Annotated in this window: 29 protein-coding genes, 1 tRNA gene and 2 pseudogenes; 2 read left to right on the top strand and 30 right to left on the bottom strand. The window is 44.1% G+C overall.

The window, feature by feature from the left end; translation table 11 throughout:
- Positions 1-2: 2 nt before the first annotated feature.
- Positions 3-797: a hypothetical protein gene (locus tag C9889_RS09315; protein WP_129599053.1), complete on the bottom strand. Its 795-nt coding sequence runs from the start codon at positions 795-797 to the stop codon at positions 3-5.
- 152 nt (positions 798-949) lie between these two features.
- On the opposite strand from C9889_RS09315, the gene C9889_RS09310 reads away from it, so the two are divergent.
- On the top strand, positions 950-2,095 hold the full coding sequence (locus C9889_RS09310) for a pyridoxal phosphate-dependent aminotransferase (protein WP_129599051.1): 1,146 nt from the start codon (positions 950-952) through the stop codon (positions 2,093-2,095).
- On the opposite strand, the gene C9889_RS09305 is transcribed toward C9889_RS09310, so the two are convergent.
- Positions 2,085-4,742 (bottom strand): cation-translocating P-type ATPase, encoded by a 2,658-nt coding sequence (locus C9889_RS09305; RefSeq protein ID WP_129599049.1) that lies wholly within the window; start codon positions 4,740-4,742, stop codon positions 2,085-2,087. The two genes, C9889_RS09310 and C9889_RS09305, sit on opposite strands and share 11 nt — an antisense overlap.
- Before the next feature lie 176 nt (positions 4,743-4,918).
- Here C9889_RS09305 and C9889_RS09300 point away from each other — a divergent pair, with 176 nt between their 5' ends.
- Positions 4,919-5,413 carry an inorganic diphosphatase gene (locus tag C9889_RS09300; protein WP_123135954.1) on the top strand — a complete coding sequence of 165 codons (495 nt, stop codon included), beginning with the start codon at positions 4,919-4,921 and terminating at the stop codon, positions 5,411-5,413.
- Positions 5,414-5,465: 52 nt separating this feature from the next.
- Here C9889_RS09300 and C9889_RS09295 read toward each other — a convergent pair.
- The 28 genes and pseudogenes from C9889_RS09295 to rpl4p all read right to left on the bottom strand — a co-directional run bounded on the left by C9889_RS09295 (position 5,466) and on the right by rpl4p (position 20,495).
- Positions 5,466-5,548, bottom strand: a tRNA-Ser gene (locus C9889_RS09295).
- Between the two features lie 10 nt (positions 5,549-5,558).
- Complete coding sequence (locus tag C9889_RS09290) at positions 5,559-6,587, bottom strand: RNA-guided pseudouridylation complex pseudouridine synthase subunit Cbf5 (protein ID WP_129599545.1); 1,029 nt, start codon at positions 6,585-6,587, stop codon at positions 5,559-5,561.
- Positions 6,568-7,106: pseudogene (gene cmk, locus C9889_RS09285) on the bottom strand ((d)CMP kinase). Before cmk ends, C9889_RS09290 begins: the two are co-directional and overlap by 20 nt.
- Positions 7,107-7,745, bottom strand: coding sequence for a DUF106 domain-containing protein (locus C9889_RS09280; protein WP_129599047.1), 639 nt, complete (start codon positions 7,743-7,745; stop codon positions 7,107-7,109).
- A gap of 12 nt (positions 7,746-7,757) precedes the next feature.
- Positions 7,758-8,408: an adenylate kinase gene (locus C9889_RS09275; RefSeq protein WP_129599045.1), complete on the bottom strand. Its 651-nt coding sequence runs from the start codon at positions 8,406-8,408 to the stop codon at positions 7,758-7,760.
- Between the two features lie 17 nt (positions 8,409-8,425).
- The gene (gene secY / locus C9889_RS09270; RefSeq protein WP_129599043.1) at positions 8,426-9,904 is read right to left on the bottom strand and encodes a preprotein translocase subunit SecY; all 1,479 of its coding nucleotides are present in this window, start codon (positions 9,902-9,904) and stop codon (positions 8,426-8,428) included.
- 87 nt (positions 9,905-9,991) lie between these two features.
- Entirely contained in the window at positions 9,992-10,426 is a 435-nt protein-coding gene (locus C9889_RS09265; protein WP_129599040.1) for an uL15m family ribosomal protein, read from the bottom strand.
- A gap of 4 nt (positions 10,427-10,430) precedes the next feature.
- Positions 10,431-10,892, bottom strand: coding sequence for a 50S ribosomal protein L30 (locus C9889_RS09260; RefSeq protein ID WP_129599038.1), 462 nt, complete (start codon positions 10,890-10,892; stop codon positions 10,431-10,433).
- A gap of 2 nt (positions 10,893-10,894) precedes the next feature.
- Positions 10,895-11,530 (bottom strand): 30S ribosomal protein S5, encoded by a 636-nt coding sequence (locus C9889_RS09255; RefSeq protein WP_129599035.1) that lies wholly within the window; start codon positions 11,528-11,530, stop codon positions 10,895-10,897.
- A gap of 9 nt (positions 11,531-11,539) precedes the next feature.
- On the bottom strand, positions 11,540-12,061 hold the full coding sequence (locus tag C9889_RS09250) for a 50S ribosomal protein L18 (RefSeq protein ID WP_129599033.1): 522 nt from the start codon (positions 12,059-12,061) through the stop codon (positions 11,540-11,542).
- Positions 12,062-12,107: 46 nt separating this feature from the next.
- Positions 12,108-12,554 carry a 50S ribosomal protein L19e gene (locus C9889_RS09245; protein ID WP_129599030.1) on the bottom strand — a complete coding sequence of 149 codons (447 nt, stop codon included), beginning with the start codon at positions 12,552-12,554 and terminating at the stop codon, positions 12,108-12,110.
- Position 12,555: 1 nt separating this feature from the next.
- Positions 12,556-12,981, bottom strand: coding sequence for a 50S ribosomal protein L32e (locus tag C9889_RS09240; protein WP_129599027.1), 426 nt, complete (start codon positions 12,979-12,981; stop codon positions 12,556-12,558).
- A gap of 14 nt (positions 12,982-12,995) precedes the next feature.
- A complete protein-coding gene (locus C9889_RS09235; protein WP_129599024.1) occupies positions 12,996-13,526 on the bottom strand; it encodes a 50S ribosomal protein L6 in 531 nt (176 codons plus the stop codon).
- A gap of 18 nt (positions 13,527-13,544) precedes the next feature.
- Positions 13,545-13,937, bottom strand: coding sequence for a 30S ribosomal protein S8 (locus tag C9889_RS09230; RefSeq protein ID WP_013037792.1), 393 nt, complete (start codon positions 13,935-13,937; stop codon positions 13,545-13,547).
- An 11-nt stretch (positions 13,938-13,948) separates the two neighbouring features.
- Complete coding sequence (locus C9889_RS09225) at positions 13,949-14,101, bottom strand: 30S ribosomal protein S14 (protein WP_129599021.1); 153 nt, start codon at positions 14,099-14,101, stop codon at positions 13,949-13,951.
- A complete protein-coding gene (locus tag C9889_RS09220; protein ID WP_129599543.1) occupies positions 14,101-14,598 on the bottom strand; it encodes a 50S ribosomal protein L5 in 498 nt (165 codons plus the stop codon). Before C9889_RS09220 ends, C9889_RS09225 begins: the two co-directional genes overlap by 1 nt.
- A gap of 4 nt (positions 14,599-14,602) precedes the next feature.
- Positions 14,603-15,313: a 30S ribosomal protein S4e gene (locus C9889_RS09215; protein ID WP_129599018.1), complete on the bottom strand. Its 711-nt coding sequence runs from the start codon at positions 15,311-15,313 to the stop codon at positions 14,603-14,605.
- A gap of 4 nt (positions 15,314-15,317) precedes the next feature.
- Complete coding sequence (gene rplX / locus C9889_RS09210; RefSeq protein ID WP_072359990.1) at positions 15,318-15,671, bottom strand: 50S ribosomal protein L24; 354 nt, start codon at positions 15,669-15,671, stop codon at positions 15,318-15,320.
- Positions 15,672-15,681: 10 nt separating this feature from the next.
- Positions 15,682-16,080, bottom strand: coding sequence for a 50S ribosomal protein L14 (locus C9889_RS09205; RefSeq protein WP_013037797.1), 399 nt, complete (start codon positions 16,078-16,080; stop codon positions 15,682-15,684).
- Positions 16,077-16,406, bottom strand: a complete 330-nt coding sequence (locus C9889_RS09200) for a 30S ribosomal protein S17 (RefSeq protein WP_072359991.1) — start codon at positions 16,404-16,406, stop codon at positions 16,077-16,079. Before C9889_RS09200 ends, C9889_RS09205 begins: the two co-directional genes overlap by 4 nt.
- 5 nt (positions 16,407-16,411) lie before the next feature.
- Positions 16,412-16,720, bottom strand: a complete 309-nt coding sequence (gene rnp1 / locus C9889_RS09195) for a ribonuclease P protein component 1 (protein WP_129599015.1) — start codon at positions 16,718-16,720, stop codon at positions 16,412-16,414.
- Between the two features lies 1 nt (position 16,721).
- The gene (gene rpmC, locus C9889_RS09190; protein ID WP_072359995.1) at positions 16,722-16,925 is read right to left on the bottom strand and encodes a 50S ribosomal protein L29; all 204 of its coding nucleotides are present in this window, start codon (positions 16,923-16,925) and stop codon (positions 16,722-16,724) included.
- A pseudogene (locus C9889_RS09185) lies at positions 16,925-17,868 on the bottom strand (30S ribosomal protein S3). Before C9889_RS09185 ends, rpmC begins: the two are co-directional and overlap by 1 nt.
- A gap of 1 nt (position 17,869) precedes the next feature.
- The gene (locus C9889_RS09180) at positions 17,870-18,325 is read right to left on the bottom strand and encodes a 50S ribosomal protein L22 (protein WP_129599012.1); all 456 of its coding nucleotides are present in this window, start codon (positions 18,323-18,325) and stop codon (positions 17,870-17,872) included.
- A gap of 11 nt (positions 18,326-18,336) precedes the next feature.
- Entirely contained in the window at positions 18,337-18,750 is a 414-nt protein-coding gene (locus C9889_RS09175) for a 30S ribosomal protein S19 (protein WP_072360001.1), read from the bottom strand.
- A gap of 13 nt (positions 18,751-18,763) precedes the next feature.
- Positions 18,764-19,477: a 50S ribosomal protein L2 gene (locus C9889_RS09170; protein ID WP_072360003.1), complete on the bottom strand. Its 714-nt coding sequence runs from the start codon at positions 19,475-19,477 to the stop codon at positions 18,764-18,766.
- Between the two features lie 11 nt (positions 19,478-19,488).
- The gene (locus C9889_RS09165) at positions 19,489-19,737 is read right to left on the bottom strand and encodes a 50S ribosomal protein L23 (RefSeq protein WP_013037805.1); all 249 of its coding nucleotides are present in this window, start codon (positions 19,735-19,737) and stop codon (positions 19,489-19,491) included.
- Positions 19,734-20,495 carry a 50S ribosomal protein L4 gene (gene rpl4p, locus C9889_RS09160; protein ID WP_129599009.1) on the bottom strand — a complete coding sequence of 254 codons (762 nt, stop codon included), beginning with the start codon at positions 20,493-20,495 and terminating at the stop codon, positions 19,734-19,736. Before rpl4p ends, C9889_RS09165 begins: the two co-directional genes overlap by 4 nt.
- Positions 20,496-20,497: the final 2 nt, after the last annotated feature.

The raw sequence follows: 20,497 nt of genomic DNA, 5'->3' as shown, positions 1-20,497 counted from the left end.
CTTTATTTTTTGTTCATGTTTTTTCTGTGCAGTAATATCCTGAATAATACCTGTGACAGTATTTTTTTGTGAGTCATACTCTGCAACAGAATGTATGTCTCTAATGCAACCATCGTTTGGCCGTTGAATCTTGAACTCACGTCGTAATTACTTTCTCCACTCACAAGTTTATTCAGAGCCCCGTCCAGCATCGGTCTGTATTCAGAAAGAGGTATTTTTTGAACTTCTTTGATGGTATATACTTTAGCGATATCAAGTCCATATATTTTGTAAGCCTCTTCAGAAAGGGGTATTTTACCAGTACTGAAGTTGAATTGCCAGCTCCCCATATTACCGATGGATTGTGCCTGTTTTAACTGGTTTTGTGTTTCCTTTGAAGATAATTCTGCTTCTTTCCTCTCGGTGATATTTATATGCTGTAAAAAAACATTCGTAGGATAGGTCTTTGAAAGCAGCGTGACTTTCAGCAAAAACCAGCGTTTTTCATCAGGACTGTGGCATGGATACTCAATTTTATAGATGGATTTATTTCCCTGTATTACATCCCTTATTCCTTTAGATACAACAGGTGCTTCATCCGAATTATCGCCAGTCGCTTCATCGCATATCTGCAGATAATTGGTTCCTTCACTGCATTCTGCAGGATCCAAATTATTTTCCTGAGCGAAGTTTTTCCAGCTTGGATTCGTGTAAACAATCATGCCGTCCAGTGAAAGGATAGCAATGTTGTCTTCCCATAAATCGAATAAATCAGTGCTGACATTGGTTTCAATGTAATTGGTATTATCAGAAAACATTTAATAGGCAAATGTATGTTCTTTCTAATATAAAAATTCCAATGTATCATTTATGCTGGTTGTTTTCATTGTGCACAAATAATATTTACCCTTGTTTTTTATTTTTACCTAAAAGTCAGATTTAAATAACAAATACAGCGCATATCATTACCATGATATCCCAGAAAGTAGCAGACATACCACCTTTTTACGTTATGGAGGTACTGGAGAGGGCCCAGCAGCTCGAAGCAGAGGGTAAAAGTATTATTCATCTGGAGATTGGAGAACCGGATTTCCCCACTGCTCCCCATATATGTGAAGCTGCCCACAATGCCCTGGATGGCTGCAATACAACTTACACACATAGTCAGGGGATTCCCGAACTAAGAGAGGCAATCACTGAAGATTACAACACACGTTTTAACCTTGATATCGACCCTTCACAGGTAGTAGTCACTTCAGGCACCAGCCCGGCCCTTATGTTGAGTTTCATGGCGCTTGTTGATGAAGGGATGAAGGTAGCGATGTCAAATCCTCATTATGCATGTTATCCCAATTTCGTCAAAGCCATTGGAGGCAAAGCAGTCCTGGTTCCTACAAAAGAGGAAGAAGGCTATTGCCTGAATTCTGATAACCTTTCTACAAATATTGATGCTAATACAGCTGCTATTCTTATGAATAGCCCCTCCAACCCCGCAGGTTGCCTGATGCCTGCAAAAGAGATGCAGGCAATTGCTGATATGGCAGGTGACATTCCTATAATATCCGATGAGATTTATCAGGGTCTTGTTTATGGAGATGCCAAGGATCACAGCATACTGGAATACACGGATAATGCAATCGTACTCAATGGTTTTTCCAAGAAGTACTGTATGACCGGCTGGAGACTGGGGTACATGATCATGCCCCCTAACATGGTCCGGTTGATCCAGAAGATGCAGCAGAATTTTTTCATATGTGCCAATAATTTTGTCCAGCACGCCGGTGTGGCAGCCCTTACCGGCCCACAGGATCATGTGAAATCAATGGTTGAGACCTATGACAAACGTCGTGTTTACATGCTGGAAAAACTCAAAAGTATCGGGTTTGGCGTTAAATACACCCCCAATAGTGCCTTCTATATTCTGGCTGATGCAAGTAAGTTTACCGGGAATGCACTTGAATTCAGCAGGCAGATTCTGGAAGAAACCGGAGTGGCCATCACACCTGGAATCGACTTTGGATCCGGTGGAGAAGGCCATGTGAGATTCTCGTATGCCAACAGTTTAGGAAATATAGAAAAAGGAATGGAAAGACTTGATGCTTTCCTTAACGGGTAATTTTGCTTTTCTGACGTTTACGCAGCATCTTTTCGGTTTCGATCACAAAGAACACAGAACTGGCGATTATTACTATAATTACCCAGTCAACCAACCTTAAAGGTGTTGTGTCAAGGACACTATTAATCAACGGGTTATAGGTTATCAACAACTGTAGCAGAATGATCACAACCACCCCGACCAACATTGCCATATTGGAAAATAGCCGGCCAAATACATTTTCATAAATGGATTTTGAACTGAAAAGGTAGAAGATCTCAAAGAATACGATGGTATTCAACGCAATAGTCTGTGCTGTAGCTACTGTGGTTTTCTGGTCATTGATTTCAAAGAAGAACAACAAGAATGTTGCTGTTACCATCAGCAAGGCAACTAGAACGATTCTTTGCTTGATAACCGGCAGTAAAAGAGGCTCATCTGGCGGACGTGGATGTCTTCTCAACAACAGGGATTCTTTCGGTTCAAAGACAATCGGTACACCCAAACCGATTGCTGTTACAGTATTAATCCACAATATATGTAGAGGCAATAGAGGAGGATTGGTAATTCCCAGTAGCACCGCACCCATTACAGCAAGTCCCTCGGCGGCATTGGTGGGCAGTGTCCATAAAATAACTTTTTGGATTTTGTCATAAACGTCCCTGCCTTCCTCCACAGCATTTACAATGGAAGCAAAATTATCATCTGCAAGCACCATGTCAGAGGCTTCCTTGGCAACCTCAGTACCGGATTTGCCCATTGCAACCCCTATATCTGCCCTTTTGAGGGCTGGTGCATCATTTATTCCGTCACCTGTGACGGCCACAACCTCTCCCTGCTCCTGCAGCAATCTGACAATACGGGATTTGTCTTCCGGGGAGGTACGGGCAAAAACAGATACATGTTTTAATTTTTCATGCAGGTGCTCATCCGACATGCTGTCAAGTTCTGAACCTGTAAGTACACCTTCTGTGGATATCCCTAGTTGGTTTGCTATACTGTGACCTGTGAGTCCATGATCCCCCGTAATCATGATCACACGGATACCGGCTGTCTTGCATTTTTTAATAGCTTCCCTGACCTCTTCCCGGGGAGGATCACGCATTCCCTGCAGTCCCAGGAAAACAAGGTCATCAATGTCCTCTTCCTCCACTTCTTTCCTGTCAGATTTCACTTCCCGGTATGCCATGGCAATAACCCGCAGGCCTTCTGATGCCATGTTTGAAGCAGCTTCAAGTATTTCGGTCGGATCAAAAACCTCATTATCCCCATACTTTGCGGAGCACATCCTGATTATTGTTTCAGGCGAACCTTTTACAAAAATTATATTGGTATTTCCATCCTTTTCATGGAGGGTGGCCATAAATCGTTTTTCGGATTCAAAGGGCAGTGAATCAATACGGGGCATATGGAAAGACGATGCTTTCAAAGCGGATACCAACAGTGCCCCTTCTGTGGGATCACCAACCACACCTCCTTTTTCACGCAGATACGCATCGTTACACAGGGAACCTGCTTTAAGAGTCTCCATCAGGGAACCATAATCATAAGGGGAAATTTGCACGCCTTCACTGGCAAAATCCCCTTTGGGAGAATAACCTTCACCTGTAACCTCAAACCAGCCTTCAGAAGTATATATGGTTGTTACGGTCATTTGATTCATTGTCAGGGTGCCTGTCTTATCGGAGCATATGACAGTGGCTGATCCCAGTGTTTCCACAGAAGGCAGGTTTCTTATGATAGCATTTTTTGAGGCCATGGATTTTACCCCAATGGCCAGTGATATGGTGATAAGAGCTGGCAAACCTTCAGGAATGGCCGCAACTGCAAGACTCACTGAAGCCAGGAAGATTTCCAGGTTCTCAAAGCCCTGCAGGCGTCCAATAATAAATGTCAGGACTGAAACAAAAAGGATGACAACAAAAAGTAATTTACCCAAATGATTTATGGTGCGTATCAGGGGAGTGGAAAGACTTTCCGATTCCTTGATAAGTTCTGAGATCTTGCCAATCTCAGTCCGAGGACCGGTTGCCACCACCACACCAGATCCAACACCCTGCGTTACAAGAGTGGCAGCGAATGCCATATTTTTCTGGTCTGCAAGTGGTACGTCCTCACCGAAAATGGCTGTGGTTTTCTTTTCAACAGCCATGGATTCACCGGTAAGAGCTGATTCATCGATACGCAGGTTCTTGGTCTGGAAAAGCCTTACATCGGCAGGCACCCTTGCACCGGCATCAAAGAGCACCACATCCCCTGCTACCAGTTCTCGACTGGGGATGACTTTACGCTGTCCGTTGCGCAGTACAGTAGCTTCTGGACGCATCATCCTGGCAAGGGATTCCAGAGCGTTTTCAGCCTTTTTTTCCTGCACAAAACCAATTATTGCATTGGCCAGGACCACTCCACCAATTACAGCAGTATCCACATATTCCTTTAAGAAGAACGTGACTATTGCAGCAGCGATTAACACATAGATCAATGGGCTTGCAAATTGCCTGGCAAAAAGATACAGTGGACCATGTTTCTTTTTCACCTCTACTTCATTGTACCCATAAGTAGATAATCGAAAAGACGCTTCATCTTCGCTTAAACCTTCCTTATTGCTTTCAAGAAGAGAAAAGGTCTCCTCTGCATTAGCACGGTACCACTTGACCTCCCCACTCATAAAAAAAGAATGGAATTATGGAGTTAAAGATTTTGTGATTGGATTACAGCCATCAGGAATCTCCATCTGAATAACAGGTGTAACATTGAGACCTGTACCAATATGTATATAAATAACTGAAATTATGCACCACGGTGAAATAGAATAGGGCAAATATAATCAAACAGGGTGTCAAGATGGCTGAAAGACAAGTTGAAAGTGTGCTTATTGAAATTCCAAAGGGAAGTCGAAATAAATATGAATATGATAAGGAAAAAGAAATGATAAAGTTTGACAGGATGCTTTTTTCTTCAATGGTTTATCCCTGTGATTATGGTTTCTTTCCCGACACTCTCGCCCTTGACGGGGATCCTTTAGATGCATTGGTATTAACATGGGAACCTACCTTCCCCGGTTGTTTGATAGACGTGCACCCTGTCGCATTGTTTGATATGATGGACGATAAAGGCAGAGATGAAAAGATACTATGTGTTCCGGAAAGTGACCCCCTGTGGATACACATAGAAACGATTGATCAAGTGCCACCCCATCTGTTAAAAGAAATTACCCATTTTTTTGAGACGTATAAAAATTTAGAAAATAAAGATGTGGAGATAATCGGATGGAAAAGTCTGGAAAAAGCAATCAATGTAATAAAAGAAGCTAAAAACAGATACATAAACCAAAGGTAACTTTCTGCAGGTAATTCCTATTAACTCTTACACTTAGTTAAAAATAGAGAGACGCTGAGGGGGAGATTCGAACTCCCGAGGGGTCAAGCCCCACAAGCTTTCCAGGCTTGCGCCGTACCGCTAGACTACCTCAGCAAATATGATTTCATGTACGCTGCACACGTTTTGTATTCCAGCGACTCGGATAAACATCGGCATCCATTATTACTCTTTCGGTGATAGCAGCAATTCCGCTGGATAAATCCAGGATTTCAGATGAATCCATTGATGCTTTTGCAAGAGCAACAACTTCACCCTTCAAACTAAAAACGGCCACATGCCCCTCTTTTTGGACATCCGAATCGAGACCGACGATACCCGGTACTGTAAGTGCGGCTCCATGACAAATCGCACTTACGGCGGAATCACGGATTGTGATGTGCGGCAGGTGTACAAGGGCTTCCTCCATTGGCCTGATAATACGACGCAAGTGCTCTTCATTACCATTTTCCTGCCAGAACACAAAAGCGTCTTTCAGGTCATGCAGAGTGACAAGTGATGATTCATCAAATGGTCCTGTGCCAACCCTCCTGAGTTGTTGCATATGGGCCCCACAGCCAATCACAAGCCCGATGTCATGACAGAGTTTGCGTATATAGGTGCCTGCCTCACATCTAACCCTGAAAAGTACAAGATTGTCTTCAACTTCCAGCACATCCAGGGAATAGATATTGCGTATCCTGACAGCACGCTTGACAGCCGATACTACAGGAGGGGTCTGGTATATAGGGCCGGTAAATTCGTCGCAGACCTTCCGTACACGTTCTTCAGGAATATTTTCATGGAGGCGCATGAGGCAGATATATTCCTTGGCTGAGAGACGAAGTGCGGAGACAGCTTTTGTTGCCTTACCCAGCATAATCGGCAAGACCCCTGTCACCCGAGGATCCAGTGAGCCTGAATGGCCTGCTCTGGGAAGTTCAAGCATATCCCTGACCCAAGCAGTGACCTCATGACTTGTGGGCCCGGCGGGTTTGTCAAGGTTTACCACTCCCATCCTGATGTAAAAAGAGAGAGGACGCTTAAGAGGAGGAAAACCATAAGCCGGATCTGTATGAGCATTTCCCTTGAGAATATATTCCTTTTGTCGGGTTAAATCGCAATCAACATTAATATTATTCGTTAAAAAACCCACCCAGATTATCAATTGCAACCTTTAGTATATCACATATCTGGTATTGGTTCCAGCGGTTTGACTCGATCACCAGATCATAGATTGAAAGGTCATTTATATCTATATCATAAATTTCGCGATATCTCAAAGCTTCGGAAGATTCCCTTTCTATTGTTTCGTTAAGTTTTGCTTCAAAAGAAGAACCTTCACGCCCAACAATACGTTCAACACGGACCCTTCGGGATGCTTTGAGCCATATACACAATGCTTCATCGCCTGCCATATGACCGGCAAGCCTGCCCTCCAGAATAATGTTATCCCGGCTTAAAGCAATATCTTGCTGCCTCTCGTCAATCATCCTGTCTATTGCAGGATCGGATTCGGCAAGTTTCCGAATTCACCCAGACTCATGGAATGTTCTTTGGCAAGATTGCGGAAAACGTCACCTGCTGAAATCATTTCGATGTCATAATGTGAGGCGAGTATCCGGGATACGGTGGTGGTTCCACTGCCCGGGAGACCGCTTATCGTAAGAAGCATTCACACGCCACCGATATCCAGAGCCTTTCGTACAACCTGACTGATAGCCAGAGAAGTGATAAAATACCAGAATATCCAGTACTGTATAGGTCCGATTATAGGAGTTGTTAAAAGAGTCTCACCCATGAACGGGAAGGTAAGTACAGCACTACCATGTTCACTTATGTAGTGATAGGCCCACATGAAAAGGGGCAGGGATATAATACTAATATAGGCCATTGGCTTGAACTGCTGCTTGGACATTTCCATCTGGTCAGACATCATTTCCTTACGCTGCTCATCCAGCTTATTGATCATGTAATTGTTCTGGGACAATTGAGCTTCACGATACTCCTTCTGGAAAGATTTCATACGTTCCTGCGTACTGCGCATAAGTTCCCAGTCAATAGTATATTTCTGGATAAGAGAGGCATAAAGAGCAGTAATGGCAGCCATGATAAAAAGCATAACATGGAAATTACTTTCACCAACCAGCATAATGATTGGATTCATTATAATTCCCACAACCGATCCGATTATTTCCCTGCCTTCCTCGCCAATCAGAACGATTCCAAGCATAAGAGATATACCTACAGCTATGACAAATCTTTCAAGCAGCTGTTTTAATTTTGCATTTTCCAAGGCAACCATCACCGACATTTTTCATTTAATTCAATTCACATATTTATCAAGGACAACGCGAATATCATCAAAGACGCTTTTTATGTCCTTTTCACCATTGATATGCACCACTAACTTCTTGTTAGCATAATAATCTATCAATGGCTGTGTCTTATTCTTATAGGATTCCAAACGCTGGCGAATGACTTCTTCCTTATCATCATCACGCTGGTACAATTGTCCTCCACAGGAATCACATACACCTTCATTTTGTGGAGGATTAAACCCGACATGATAACTTTCGCCACATTTACACATGTAACGACCGGAAAGACGTCCTACAAGTTCTTCATCCGGAACATCAATATTCAGCACAACATCCAGTGGCATTCCGATTTCATCAAGAATACCACCCAGGGCATCAGCCTGTGGTATTGTGCGGGGATAACCATCTAGCAAATAACCTTTCTTGCAATCAGGTTCAGCCAGACGATTCTTAATAATACCAATCAGAACTTCATCAGGCACAAGTTCCCCGCGGTTCATGTAATGCTCCGCCTTTTTGCCCAGTTCGGTTCCTTGCTTTACATTGGCCCTGAGGATATCCCCCGTAGAGATATGGGGGATACCATAATATCTGGAAAGTTCTTTGGCCTGGGTACCTTTTCCGGCACCCGGTGGCCCAAATAACACCACATTCATATTTTTACTTCCTGTTATTACTCCTGTCCGAAGAAAGACCGCATCATAGGATGCATTTCCATCATTTGTTCAGAAGCTATATCCTCATACAATCTATATACAATACTTACAGTCAACAGAAGACCTGTACCACCTGCTCCGCCAATGGTACCAAGCAAACTGGCAACCAGTGTGAGAGCACCGATAAATGCACCACCTATTATAGTAACCCGAGGGATATAGCGGTCCATTACCTTTTCAATACTGCCAATATTTCTCCTGAAACCTGGAATCTGCATACCGGAATTAAACACTTTCCTGGCCGTGGGTTTGGCACCCATTCCTGTAGTCTCTATCCAGAACAATGCAAAGATGATACCACCAGCAATCAACATGAATGCGTCTACAAGTACATGGAGACCAATTTGCCAGAGTTCAGGGGCAGCCACACCATAACCTGTAAAGCTTTCCTGTACTAAAGAAGGAATCCAGTCATGAGGGCTGCTAATAGGTGCCAGATAATACATTACCCCGTTTATAGGGGTGGTACCGGAGTATTCTCCAAAAATTGTAATACCCCTCCCTGCAAGCATAAGACCGATTAACTGTATGTTTGCCTGTAATGCTCTGACAAGAATCATCGGCAAAACTGAAGCATAGATCAGTTTCACAGGGAAACGACCTCTTGCCCCTTTCACAGAACTATGCGCAAGAGGAATTTCAATACGGGTACTTTCTGCATATACAACCAAAAAGAAGATTGCAACTGTAGTGATAAGTGCCAATATTCCACCCTGAATCAGGATAAACATGAAACCATCACCGGAGAAAAGATAATCTGCTCCTACATTCTGAATGATATAAAGCCATTTGGGAATAATACCGGAAGGTAATCCGGATGAATCGGGCACCCAGTTAATTAAACCGGTCACAATCTGCTGCGAAACACCCGCAACAATGAAAAGACCTACACCGGATCCAATACCCCATTTGGAAACGATTTCGTCCATAAAGAGGAGCAATACTCCACCCACACATATCTGGAGGAATATCAGGAATGTAATTACTCCCAGACCCACTCCCAGAGATGCGGCAATACCTGCATCAGGCTGAATGTAACCCCCAACAATCTGAGGCAGCGCAGTAAGTACAATCATAACGAATACCAGAAACTTTTGGGCACCCTGGAAAAAAGCTTGATCCCGGGGATCTGACATATCCAGTTTTATAATATCTGCACCGGTGAGAAGCTGAAGAACAATGGATGCAGTAACAATAGGCCCAATACCAAGAAGCATCAAAGAACCAGAAGCTCCAGCAAAGAAAGCTCTGTATTGTTCAAATAGGTCAATGGATTCCGAGGAAAGCCCAAACAGAGGTACATTTGCAAGAGCAAAGTACAGCATGAGGATCCCCAGAGTCCACAGCAGTTTATTCTTGAAGTGAACATGCCCTTCCGGACTTGACACAGCAGGTAACCTGCTAAAAAACGGTTCTAAACTTTCCTTAAAACTCATCAATTACACCTTTTGCCGGATTCCAATATTGTAATATATAAATGTAAATATATCGGACAGATTAATAAGAGTAATGTCGTTTAGACATTACTCTTCTATAGCAACACACGATCCGCCGGCTTCCTCGATCTTTGATCGAGCAGATCCGGAAAAACTGGATGCTGTAATTTCCATTTTTTTGTTAACCTTTCCTGAGCCCAGAACTTTTTCAATTTCCAGGTCTGCAAGATTGATTTTATAGACACCATCCTCAACATTTGCAAGACCATCTACTACAAGCTGGTCTGCAAGTTCATCAAGTTCACCCACATTTACAATGGATATATCACTTATTGCTTTTAAAGGACGTTTGAATCCATACTTACCGTGGGTGTAACCACCCTGGAGTGCAAGGACAAAGTGGTGATTAACTTCACCACATCTGCCACGTCCACCACGGTTTCCAGCTCCACGTCTGTTTTTGGTAGTACCTCCACCACAGGTCCTGGAACCCCTATACTTCTTTGTTTGATTTTTACCCATGATTTTACCTCATCTTGTTAAGAAGAACATTGATGTTTTCATCATGGTTACCAAGCACCCCACCATTTTGAGTAGGTCTCTTGATACCTGAATGACCTTTCCTTGGAGGATGCAACCTGAATACGGGTTTCAGACCTGGAACTGCGGAAAAACTGGCTTTACCTTCGGAAACGGCTTCTGCAAAAGAAGCAATCGAATCAAAATCTGTATTTTCAGCAATGTATTCATCGGTAAGAGAGATACCACCTTCGATATTACCACGATTGGCAAGAATCTGGGCAAGGGTTTGTGCGTCAATCTTACCATAAGCCACGTAGTCCTTCACTTTCTGGATCATACCACTGTTATTGGGTGTCTCATCGAGTATCACACAGTGATTTATACGATTCAGGCGAAGCATGGTTAATGTATCAGCAATTGTTTTCCTGACATTAACATTTCCACGCATTCTTATAACCGCATACATTTTCAGGCCTCCTTACATTCCATTTTGAGAGGTTCCCTAATTGTACCGGTATGCTTGAGAGCATTGTAAGTTGCTTTGGCAAAATTGAGGGTAGTTCTGGTCTGACCTTCAGTCCTTGTCCAGACATCCTTGATGCCAGCCTTTTCAAGCACTTTCCTTGCAGTGTCCCCTGCAGCAAGACCAAGACCCCTGGGAGCTGGTTTGAGTTCTACATTAACACTGCCTGCTTTGCCATGCACCTCTGAAGGAACAGTGTGTGGAAGTCCACAACCACATTCCCAGGAACCACAGCCACGTTTTACACGGGTAATGTTCATCTTGGCATTGCGAATTGCCTTGCGGATAGCAGGTCCAACCTGTCCGTCTTTGGCCTGACCAAGACCCACATACCCGTCACCATTTCCTACAATAACTGTTGCCCTGAACTTGACACGTCTTCCAGAGTCAGTCATCCTCTGAACCATGTTAATATCAAGTACTTCATCTTCAAGACCGGGTAACAGTATATCCACAATATTGGACTCCCTGATCGGCAAACCTGACTCAATAGCTTCATCCATGGAAGTTATCTGTCCTTCAGCTACCAGACTGCCAAGTCTTGTGAGGGGAACCCAATCTTCTTCATATTGATATGCCATATAACCACCTTAATTGAAATCCGAAAGGATCTTTTCTTTTGTCGCCTCGAAAACCTCTGGCAGATTTGATCCTTCAAGATATTCTGCCACATGTTCTCCACTTATGCGCTCATCTGATGGGAATACAGCAGGATTGTGCGGGATATCCATACCGGAATCCACTACACCTTTAAGAGCTGCATAGACTTTACAACCGGCAGAGGGAGATTGTAATCCAATATCCAGAACACCTGTTTCATAGCCTTCAGCAAGCGCTTTATTTCCAAAAAGCAAGCCTGTAAGATAAGCCGCGGTGGTGTTGCTGGTAGATCCCTCATAACCGTATTTGCCCAATTCGCCTGAAATTGCGGAGACAAGAGTTTCGTCTCCTTCATTATTTGGAATTATCAGCTGTATCCTGACATTCCTAATACTTTTCCTAACAACAAGACGATTTTCTTTTGAAAGGAGCAGTCTCAGACGTTGGTGATAATCAGTACGCCCTTCCCTTCGCCTTCTGAAAGGAACTTTATAACGGGGGCCTGTTGCCATGATTTATCCTCCAACATATAATTTGTAAATTCATTTTAATCAATACTCATTCATCTTTTCCGATATCAAGGTGAGCTTCAAGATGAGCAACACTTCTGTATTCCCCACCTTTGGCTTTCCTGTAAACCTTACAATAGGTGGATCTGTCGAGTGTACCATCATCACGAAGTTCTTTGAGCCTGCGACGAAGTGCACGGATCTTTTTCATCCATTGCTCTTTACGAGGGTTTCTTGCACCTTTCTTACCTTTCCTGGATCCATGGCCCTTTCTGTGACCATATTTCCTCTTGGCATCTCTGGCACGAGCCCTGCCACGACTTACACCTTTTACCGGTGCAGACTTAATATTACCACTTTCAACAAGTTCACGAATATCTTCCCTTGTAATCGCAGCAGCGATATCTTCCAATGCTTCGGGGTCAAGCCAGACACGGTTCAGTCCGCATCCTAATACTTTAGATGCAATCCTGCGCTGGTTGGTGAGGTTTGTCATCTCACTGACCTCCTTTGCGATTGAATATCTTTATACCCATTTCATCCGCTTTGGATTCAATAAGAGCTCTTTTCCTGCCGCCGACTTTACCAGATATACGGATTGCCTGTATGGAGGCATCGATATCATCCACATCAGCTGGATTGTGCACAAGTACCTCTTCAAAGCCGGATGGATGTAATCCCTTTACTGTTTTGGGACTTCCATAACCTACCTGTGCGATAGAACCCTTGGCAACATAATGTCTACGCAGTTTGCCCTGTAAACCTCTGGGACGTCTCCAGTTAGAATCAAGACGCTTGAATTTGTGGGAACCCGCTCTTTTGAAAGTGGGTTTTTTACTTTTCTGCATTTTGCGTGCCTTGAAAAGCCTTTTACATTCGGCATCTTCGAAAAGCCCACATTTTAAATCAGTATTCTCTTCCATTAAGACCACCTATCTCAACTCTTCTCAATAAGATATAATCCGTCCTGGAATACACGGGGATCAAAAGCTTTGATGCGGGTAATCTGTTCCATATTGGAAGCAGTTTGTCCTACATCTTCCCTGTTGATGCCAGTAATCGTCACTTCATCAGAGCTGGTTTTGACTTTGGTTTCACCAATTATCTTGGAAACCCTTGCTCTTTTCTCACCAAGGAAATTATTGATAAGCAATTTATCTCCTTCCACTTTAAGCTGCATTGGAAAGTGAGAGTAAACGACTTTCATCTTATACTCAAAACCATTGACAACACCATCCATAAGATTGCTTATGTGAGAAGCATAGGTTCCGACCATTGCTTTTTGCCTTTTCCTTACGGACTGACAATCCACAGTTACTTCAGATTCATCAACGGTAATAGTGATCCCGGGATACCAGAGACGCTTTGTATTGGTTCCTTTTTCTCCTGAGGCGGTGAACACCTTATTTTCATAAGAAACTGTCACACCTTCAGGGATTGGGATTGCCTTTTTCGTTTCTTTAACCATATCAACTTCCCCTTATCTTCAGTAGACAAACGAAAGGAGCTGACCTCCGACATTTTGCTCACGTGCCTGGTACTGGGAGATTACACCAGCAGGAGTCGTGAGGATTAATGTACCGAAGTTTCTTGCAGGAAGGAATTGCTTTTCCCATTTTTCGAGGTTATCAGCACCTACTGAATGTCTGGGTTTGATAGCACCACATTTGTTTATCCTTCCGGCAAGTTCAACCTTATAGAGACCAGCTTTGCCGTCATCTTCAAATTCAAATTCACCGATATATCCGGACTCTTTCATTACTTTCAGGACGTTGCCAATCAGTTTTGATGCAGGTTTGACGGTACATTCCTGTTTACCTACGGATTCTGCATTCTTAATTACCGACAGAGCATCTGCAAGAGGATCTAATAATACCATAATCAATCACCTCATGTATATTTTTCAAAACCCATTTCATGGGCTACTTCCCTGAAACACTGCCTGCAAAGGTAGATGCCGTATTTACGGATCAATCCCTGCTTACGACCACATCTTCTGCACTCGCTGGCACCACGTCCAAAACTTTTCTTGGTTTGTACCATTATACGACCTCCACCGCATATTTCTCCTTGAAGAATGAAATTGAATCATCCTTTGTTATTTTATGTGAACTGGAGATTTTATGTTTTGAAGCACGCCTTTTCTTGACCCTGTAACCTGGACGGTTAACTATGACATTTATGTCCATTCCAAAGATACCGATATTCGGATCGTATCTCATTCCAGGGAAATCAGTGTGCTCCTCGATTCCGAAAGCCACGTTTCCATCATTATCAAACTGGGAAGCAGAAAGTTTTTTCTCAATAATGTCAATCGACGTTGAAAGAAAATCTTCTGCATTCTTTCCCCTGAGGGTTACTTTACATCCTATTGGTTCATGCTTTTTGATACCAAAGGAAGGCATGGTTCTTCTGGAATAACATCTGACAACTCCCTGTCCGGTAATAGTTGACAATATTCCTTCTGCATCCACAAGATGCTGACCACTCTCTCCTACACCCATATGGACAACTACTTTGTCAACTCTGGGATTTTTCATGGGATTAGTCAATCAGCTCACCACCCATTGTAATTTCAGGTTCGTTTTCGCCAATTACAAAAACATAATCCTCAATTGTTTCAAAATCGGTTTCTCCTGAAATGGAGACCGTATTCCTCTTGGAACTGAGAACGGTGTTTATCTCAGCGATCTTCCCGACCTCTCCGGTGTGGCTACCGCCTACAATAAGGGCAAGATTGCCTTCTTTGTATTCGATGTGCTTGAGGATCTCTTTACCAGGAATGGACATCACTACAGAATCCTTCCTGTTGTAATCGTTTGATCCAAGCACATTGGACCCGTCGTCCAGATTAAGCTGTAACTTGCCACCTTTTATGCAGGTCTTTCCGTCAATCCTGCAAAGTTTCTTTTCCTCAACACCTTCCATTTTCTGGAGGGAAAGCCTTCCCATTCTATCAAGCAAAACCCTGTATGAAGTGTTATCGGAAGGTATGGTAATAATATCCATTATCCCTACGGGGAAACGAACATCTTTCCTTACTACACCGTCAACCAGAACTTTCCCTTCGGAAAGGACTCTTTTTGCCTCTGCCCTGTTATCCACTATGCCCAGCATATCACGCAGCACTACGGCAAGAGGTACGCTCTGGTCTTTGCTGTGAGGGCCTGGCCTGGTAGAGGTTATCCATTTTCTAGATTTCTTGGATATCTGCCAGCTCTTCGGGACAGATATTCTCTTTTGATGTTTGCCCACACTATCACCTGCTCTTTAGTAATCTTGATTCTCTCTGCTTATCTTTCAAATCCAGTGATGTAATCATTACATTTGAAGGATAAAGTGGCCTGGGCACTTCAGTCCCATCTGCCTTGGTGACGTAGACACCCTCCATCACAATCATTCCACTTTTTAGAGAAGCACCTTCTACCAATCCTTTTGTTCCTGCATGGTCACCACGCATTACCTGCACGGTATCGCCTACCGCTACAGTTGCGTTGCGTCCATACTTGGAACGCAGGTCCTTGGAAAGAGGAGCCTTCATGTATTTTTGTTTGACGTGGAGAGGGGCAGTGCCACGTGCCTTTCTCTGTTTTCTTGGCTGTTTTGACACCATATTGATTACCTCACACAATCATTGATGCTGTAGTCCCTATCTTGGGGAAACGTTCTGCGACTTCCCTGGCAATAGGACCCTTAATGTCTGTTCCTTTGGGGAAACCGGTGGGATCTGTAATTACCACTGCGTTATCCTCAAAGCTAACCCGGGTTCCATCCGGCCTGCGGAATTCTTTTTTCTGCCTGACAACTACTGCGTGGAGGATCTGTCTTCTCATTTCAGGAGTTCCTTTCTTGACAGAGACAACACACATATCGCCTAGACCTGCTTTTGGCTGACGGTTTTTCACACCACGGTATTTCTTGACAGAAATAATTTCCACAGTCCTTGCACCGGTATTGTCGACACAGTCGATACGTGCACCGGCATTAAGGCATTTGGGAACACTGGAACGCATTCCTTTCATACCTGTGCCTCCGCCTTAACAACTACATAAGCTTTGGTCTTGCTCAGGGGACGGCATTCTGCTATTGTTACAATGTCCCCTTCCTTTGCATCAATGCAAGGAGGATTATGAGCATGTATCTTTGACTGACGTTTCTCGTACCTCTGGTACTTATTGATGAATTTATCATATTTTCGCTGGATTACAACTGTCCTGTCCATACTGTCACTGACTACCTTTCCAGACAACACCTGTCCCCTTACGGGAAGAGTGCCATGGAAAGGACAATTTACGTCGTCACATTCTTCGGAAGGCTCAGGAACATCCAATCCAATGTTTCGTGCCATGATTATTACCTCATGCGTAATTTCCTGATATTCTTGGTCCTGTTTTCGGGTTGTGAGAGCAAGAGGGTGCCCCCGACCTCTACTGATGTGGCCGGGGAACATCCAGAACCAACTGGAAGATGAAACACAAATGTGGAACCTTTTTTTGGTACTTGTTTTTCGTACATATCTTCTACCTCGATTACCAACATGTTCCGTGTCTCATCAACTACTTTCCCATTAATGCCTGCAAGATATTTATTGGTAGACTCAACCACCTCAACCATCAGTCCTATCAATTCGTGATAGATCAGGTTTTGGGGTGATATATCCAATTTATATCTCCTTCATTTCCCTCTGGATGGTTTTTATTCTCGCAATCGTCCTTCTGAGTTCCTTAATACGACCGGGATTTTCAGGCGCGCCACCTGCAGAGGAAAGGGCACGTTCCTTGATAAGCTCATTCATGAGTTTTTCAAGTTCATCCACTTTTTCATTGGGAGACATATCCCTGATTTCCTTTACACGAAGGATTGCCATCAGTTATCCCCCCTATGGACACGTGCCATGGGATGCCAGTAATCATGTTCTTCATGCTTGTGCTGCCATACACCTTCAACAAGCCTGCGCTGCTCACCTGGGAGTTGTTCATCTTCTGGTTGTGGAACATTTTCTTCGGAGCCTTCGGTTGATTCAACTTCTTCAGATTCTGCTTTAACTTCCGGTTCTGCCTCAGGTACTTCTTCAGCAGCTTTTGCTTCTGTTGCTTCTTCTGTGGATTCAACATCCTCAGCTTCTGCAACTTCACCGGTTGCTTCTGCTTCCACAAGTTCTTCACGCCCGCACTTTCAGCTTCTTCAGGAGCAACTTCTGCAACTGCCTCTTCCACAACCTCTTTCAGGTGGTAGGAATCTGGCAACACAACACCCGGATGGATAATTCTCACTTTACAGCCAATTGTACCGAGTTTTTTAACGGCTACTGCGAACCCTTCGTCCACAATATCATCAACAGGTTTTCCTGCATGTTTGATATAGCCATTTACCATTTTCTCGACCCTTGACCTTGCACCTGTAACCTTCCCGGAGAGGATTATTTCACACCCAAGAGCACCGGAATTCATAATGGCACGCATTGCATTGTGACCTGCTTTCCTGAAATACCAGCCACGTTCAATGGAAGAAGCAAGCCGTGTTGCCATCATCTGGGCATTCAGTTCTGGCCTCTTTACTTCCTGTGCATCAATCTGAGGGTTATCAAGATTATAAAGGCGCCCGACATCTCTTGTGAGCCGGCGGATGACCTTTCCGGCCTTACCTATAACCATACCGGGTTTTTCGGAATAAACAACAATCTGTGTCCCCATAGGGGTTCGATTGATCTCCATGCCGCCATAACCGGCCCGACTCAGCTGGTTTGCGAAATATTCGTCAAGTGAGGCTTTCACATAGCCGTCCTCAACAAATTTCTTCTCTACTGCCATTTTAGCGCACCTCGCTCAGAATAATTTCGATATTTACAGTTTCCGTATTCTTGGGGGTAGCCCTTCCACGAGCCCTGGGACGCATTCCATGGATAACCCTGCCTTTCTTTGTAGAAACATGGTTTATGTACATGTGAGAAGGATCAAGACCCTTGTATTCCGCATTGCTTTCAGCATTCTCTAAAAGTTTGAGAACTTCTGCAGCCACTTTTACAGGATAACGACCTGCTGCCATTGGACCTTTCTTGTGCCCAAGACTGTCATTGTGCCTCCTGAATGGTACAGCCCTTTTGAAATCAATTACCTCTCCAAGATAATTCTTTGCAGATGTAGTACGCATTCCTTTAAGCTCGCGACAGAGTTCACGTGATTTCTTGGGAGAGATATGTAACTCTGAACCCATAGCTCTGGCACTTGTTGCTGGCTCAAGTTCCGTTGAATAATCAATTCTTGCCATTAACAATCACCTTACTTAAGTGGTACGAATTTACTGGAACGGGTTGCACCAACACCAGCGCTTCCGTGGGAAACTCTGCCTCTTGTCTGTGCGAATTCTCCAAACCTGTGACCTACCATCTCAGGCTGTACATCTACACTTACGAATTCTTTACCGTTGTAAACTGCAATTTGCTTACCTACCATTTCAGGGAAAATTATCATTGACCTGTGGTGGGTTCGCACACTATCCTTTCCAGCCCTGAATTTCTCCAGAACTTTTTTATGCCCATCGGGAAGCCCACGGCGAATGGTCCTCCTTTCCCTTGCGGGAAGAAGTTCGGCGAATTGCTCAATACTCAATTCCTTGAGCTCATCCACAGATTTGCCCCGATAGGTATATTCTCCTTTCCTCTTTGGTAACCTTGATGAAGATTTTTTAGCCATATATACACCTCATTTAACGCTTTCCGGTCCTCCGGGCTGCAATCTGTCCTACCTTCCTGCCAGGTGGGGCGTTCCTGCCTACGGTAGTTGGTTTGCCTGGATGTTGCCTGTTACCTCCACCGAATGGGTGGTCAATAACATTCATTGCAATACCGGAAACTCTCGGATACTTGGCTGCCCTGGATCTTAACTTGTGATACTTCTTACCGGCCTTCAGGAATGGTTTCTCGGCACGTCCGCCACCAGCAACAACCCCAATAGAGGCCCTGCATTTTGGATTCAGCCATTTCATTTCACCTGAAGGAAGCTGGACAACTGTCCTATTCCTTTCATGACCCACAAGGGTAGCATAGGCACCGGATGAACGAGCAAAAGCTCCACCATCGTTTGGTTTGGATTCTATGTTGCAGAGTGGTACACCTTCCGGGATCTCAGCCAGCGGGAGGATGTTACCCTGTTTGATCTCTGCAGAGATACCGCATTCAATGCGATCCCCTATACCGATACTTTCCGGAACGAGAATTAAACGTTCTTCGCCACTTTCAAAGGAAACCCTTGCTATAGGGGCGGATCTTGCTGGATCATGGACAATTTCCACCACATCGGCAAAAATTGTGCTGCCTTCTTCAACTGAAGGATGCTTAAGAGCAGCTTTATAACGATGTGAAGGTGCCCTGTATGTAGGTGTTCCACGACCCCTATTCTGTGATATAATTCGTCTTGCCATAAATCAACACCTCACATCAAACCAATACGTGTAGCAATCTCGTGTGCTGCATCTACTTCATCAAATGTGACAAGAGCCTTTTTTTCTCCCTTCATCGTTGTCGTTGTGCAAACGGACTTTACGGGGAAACCGTAGATCTTTATCACATCTTCCTTGATCTGGCTCTTGTTGGCACGGGTATCGACAACAAACTGAAGTTTGTTATCCTCCATATGCGTCATAGCTTTTTCGGTGATGAACGGGAATTTAATAGCGCTCATATGAACATGTCCTCCAGACTGGATATTGCGGATTCTGTCCATACCGTCAGACGTCCTGCCTTTGCACCGGGTGCAAGTAATTCAGTATAAAGTGAATCTACTGTTGTAACATCCACACCTGGCAGATTACGTGCCGAGCGGAATATTGGACTCTCTGAACCGGCAACGATCAGAACACTCTTTTTGTTTTTGTATTTCCTTCCTCTCATCTTACCCTTACCGGCCCTGACGGAACGGCTGTTTTTGGCACGCAGGACATCATCATAAGCACCTGCTGCTTCGAGGAATTTAATAACTTCTACTGTTTTCTCAACATCCTGCAGGGCATCTTCTGCTACAAGAGGCAGGGTAGCGTCACATACATGACCTCGTCCTTTCACGAGTTCTGCATTAATTGTAGCTGCTATTGCAGAGCGAACTGCAAGACGTTTCTCTTTTTTGTTAACCTTCTCTGTCCTGTCAGCTTCAGGTTTTGGTGGATGGGTACGCCTTCCGCCTACTGCCTGGGGAACTCTTGCAACCCTGCTTCCGTTGACAAGCCTTGGGATCTGAGCAACACCTCTCCCGGACCCCCAGGAGACTGCAGATGTTTCCATTCCGGCATACATCTTGGGACCATAGGGCTGGTACCTTTTAGACTGGGAAGAGAGCACGGCCCTTTTGATAAGATCCGGCCTGTAAATCTCTTCGAAAACATCGGGCAAGGTTATTTCACCTTTGGAATTACCTGAAATATCAAGAATATTTGCTGTGACCATTC

It is taken from the genome of Methanohalophilus profundi (assembly GCF_004137855.1).
In the GTDB taxonomy this organism is placed as follows: Archaea; Halobacteriota; Methanosarcinia; order Methanosarcinales; family Methanosarcinaceae; genus Methanohalophilus; species Methanohalophilus profundi.
The sequence above is the reverse complement of the archived record's forward strand: the minus strand, read 5'-3'. Positions and strand labels throughout refer to the sequence as shown.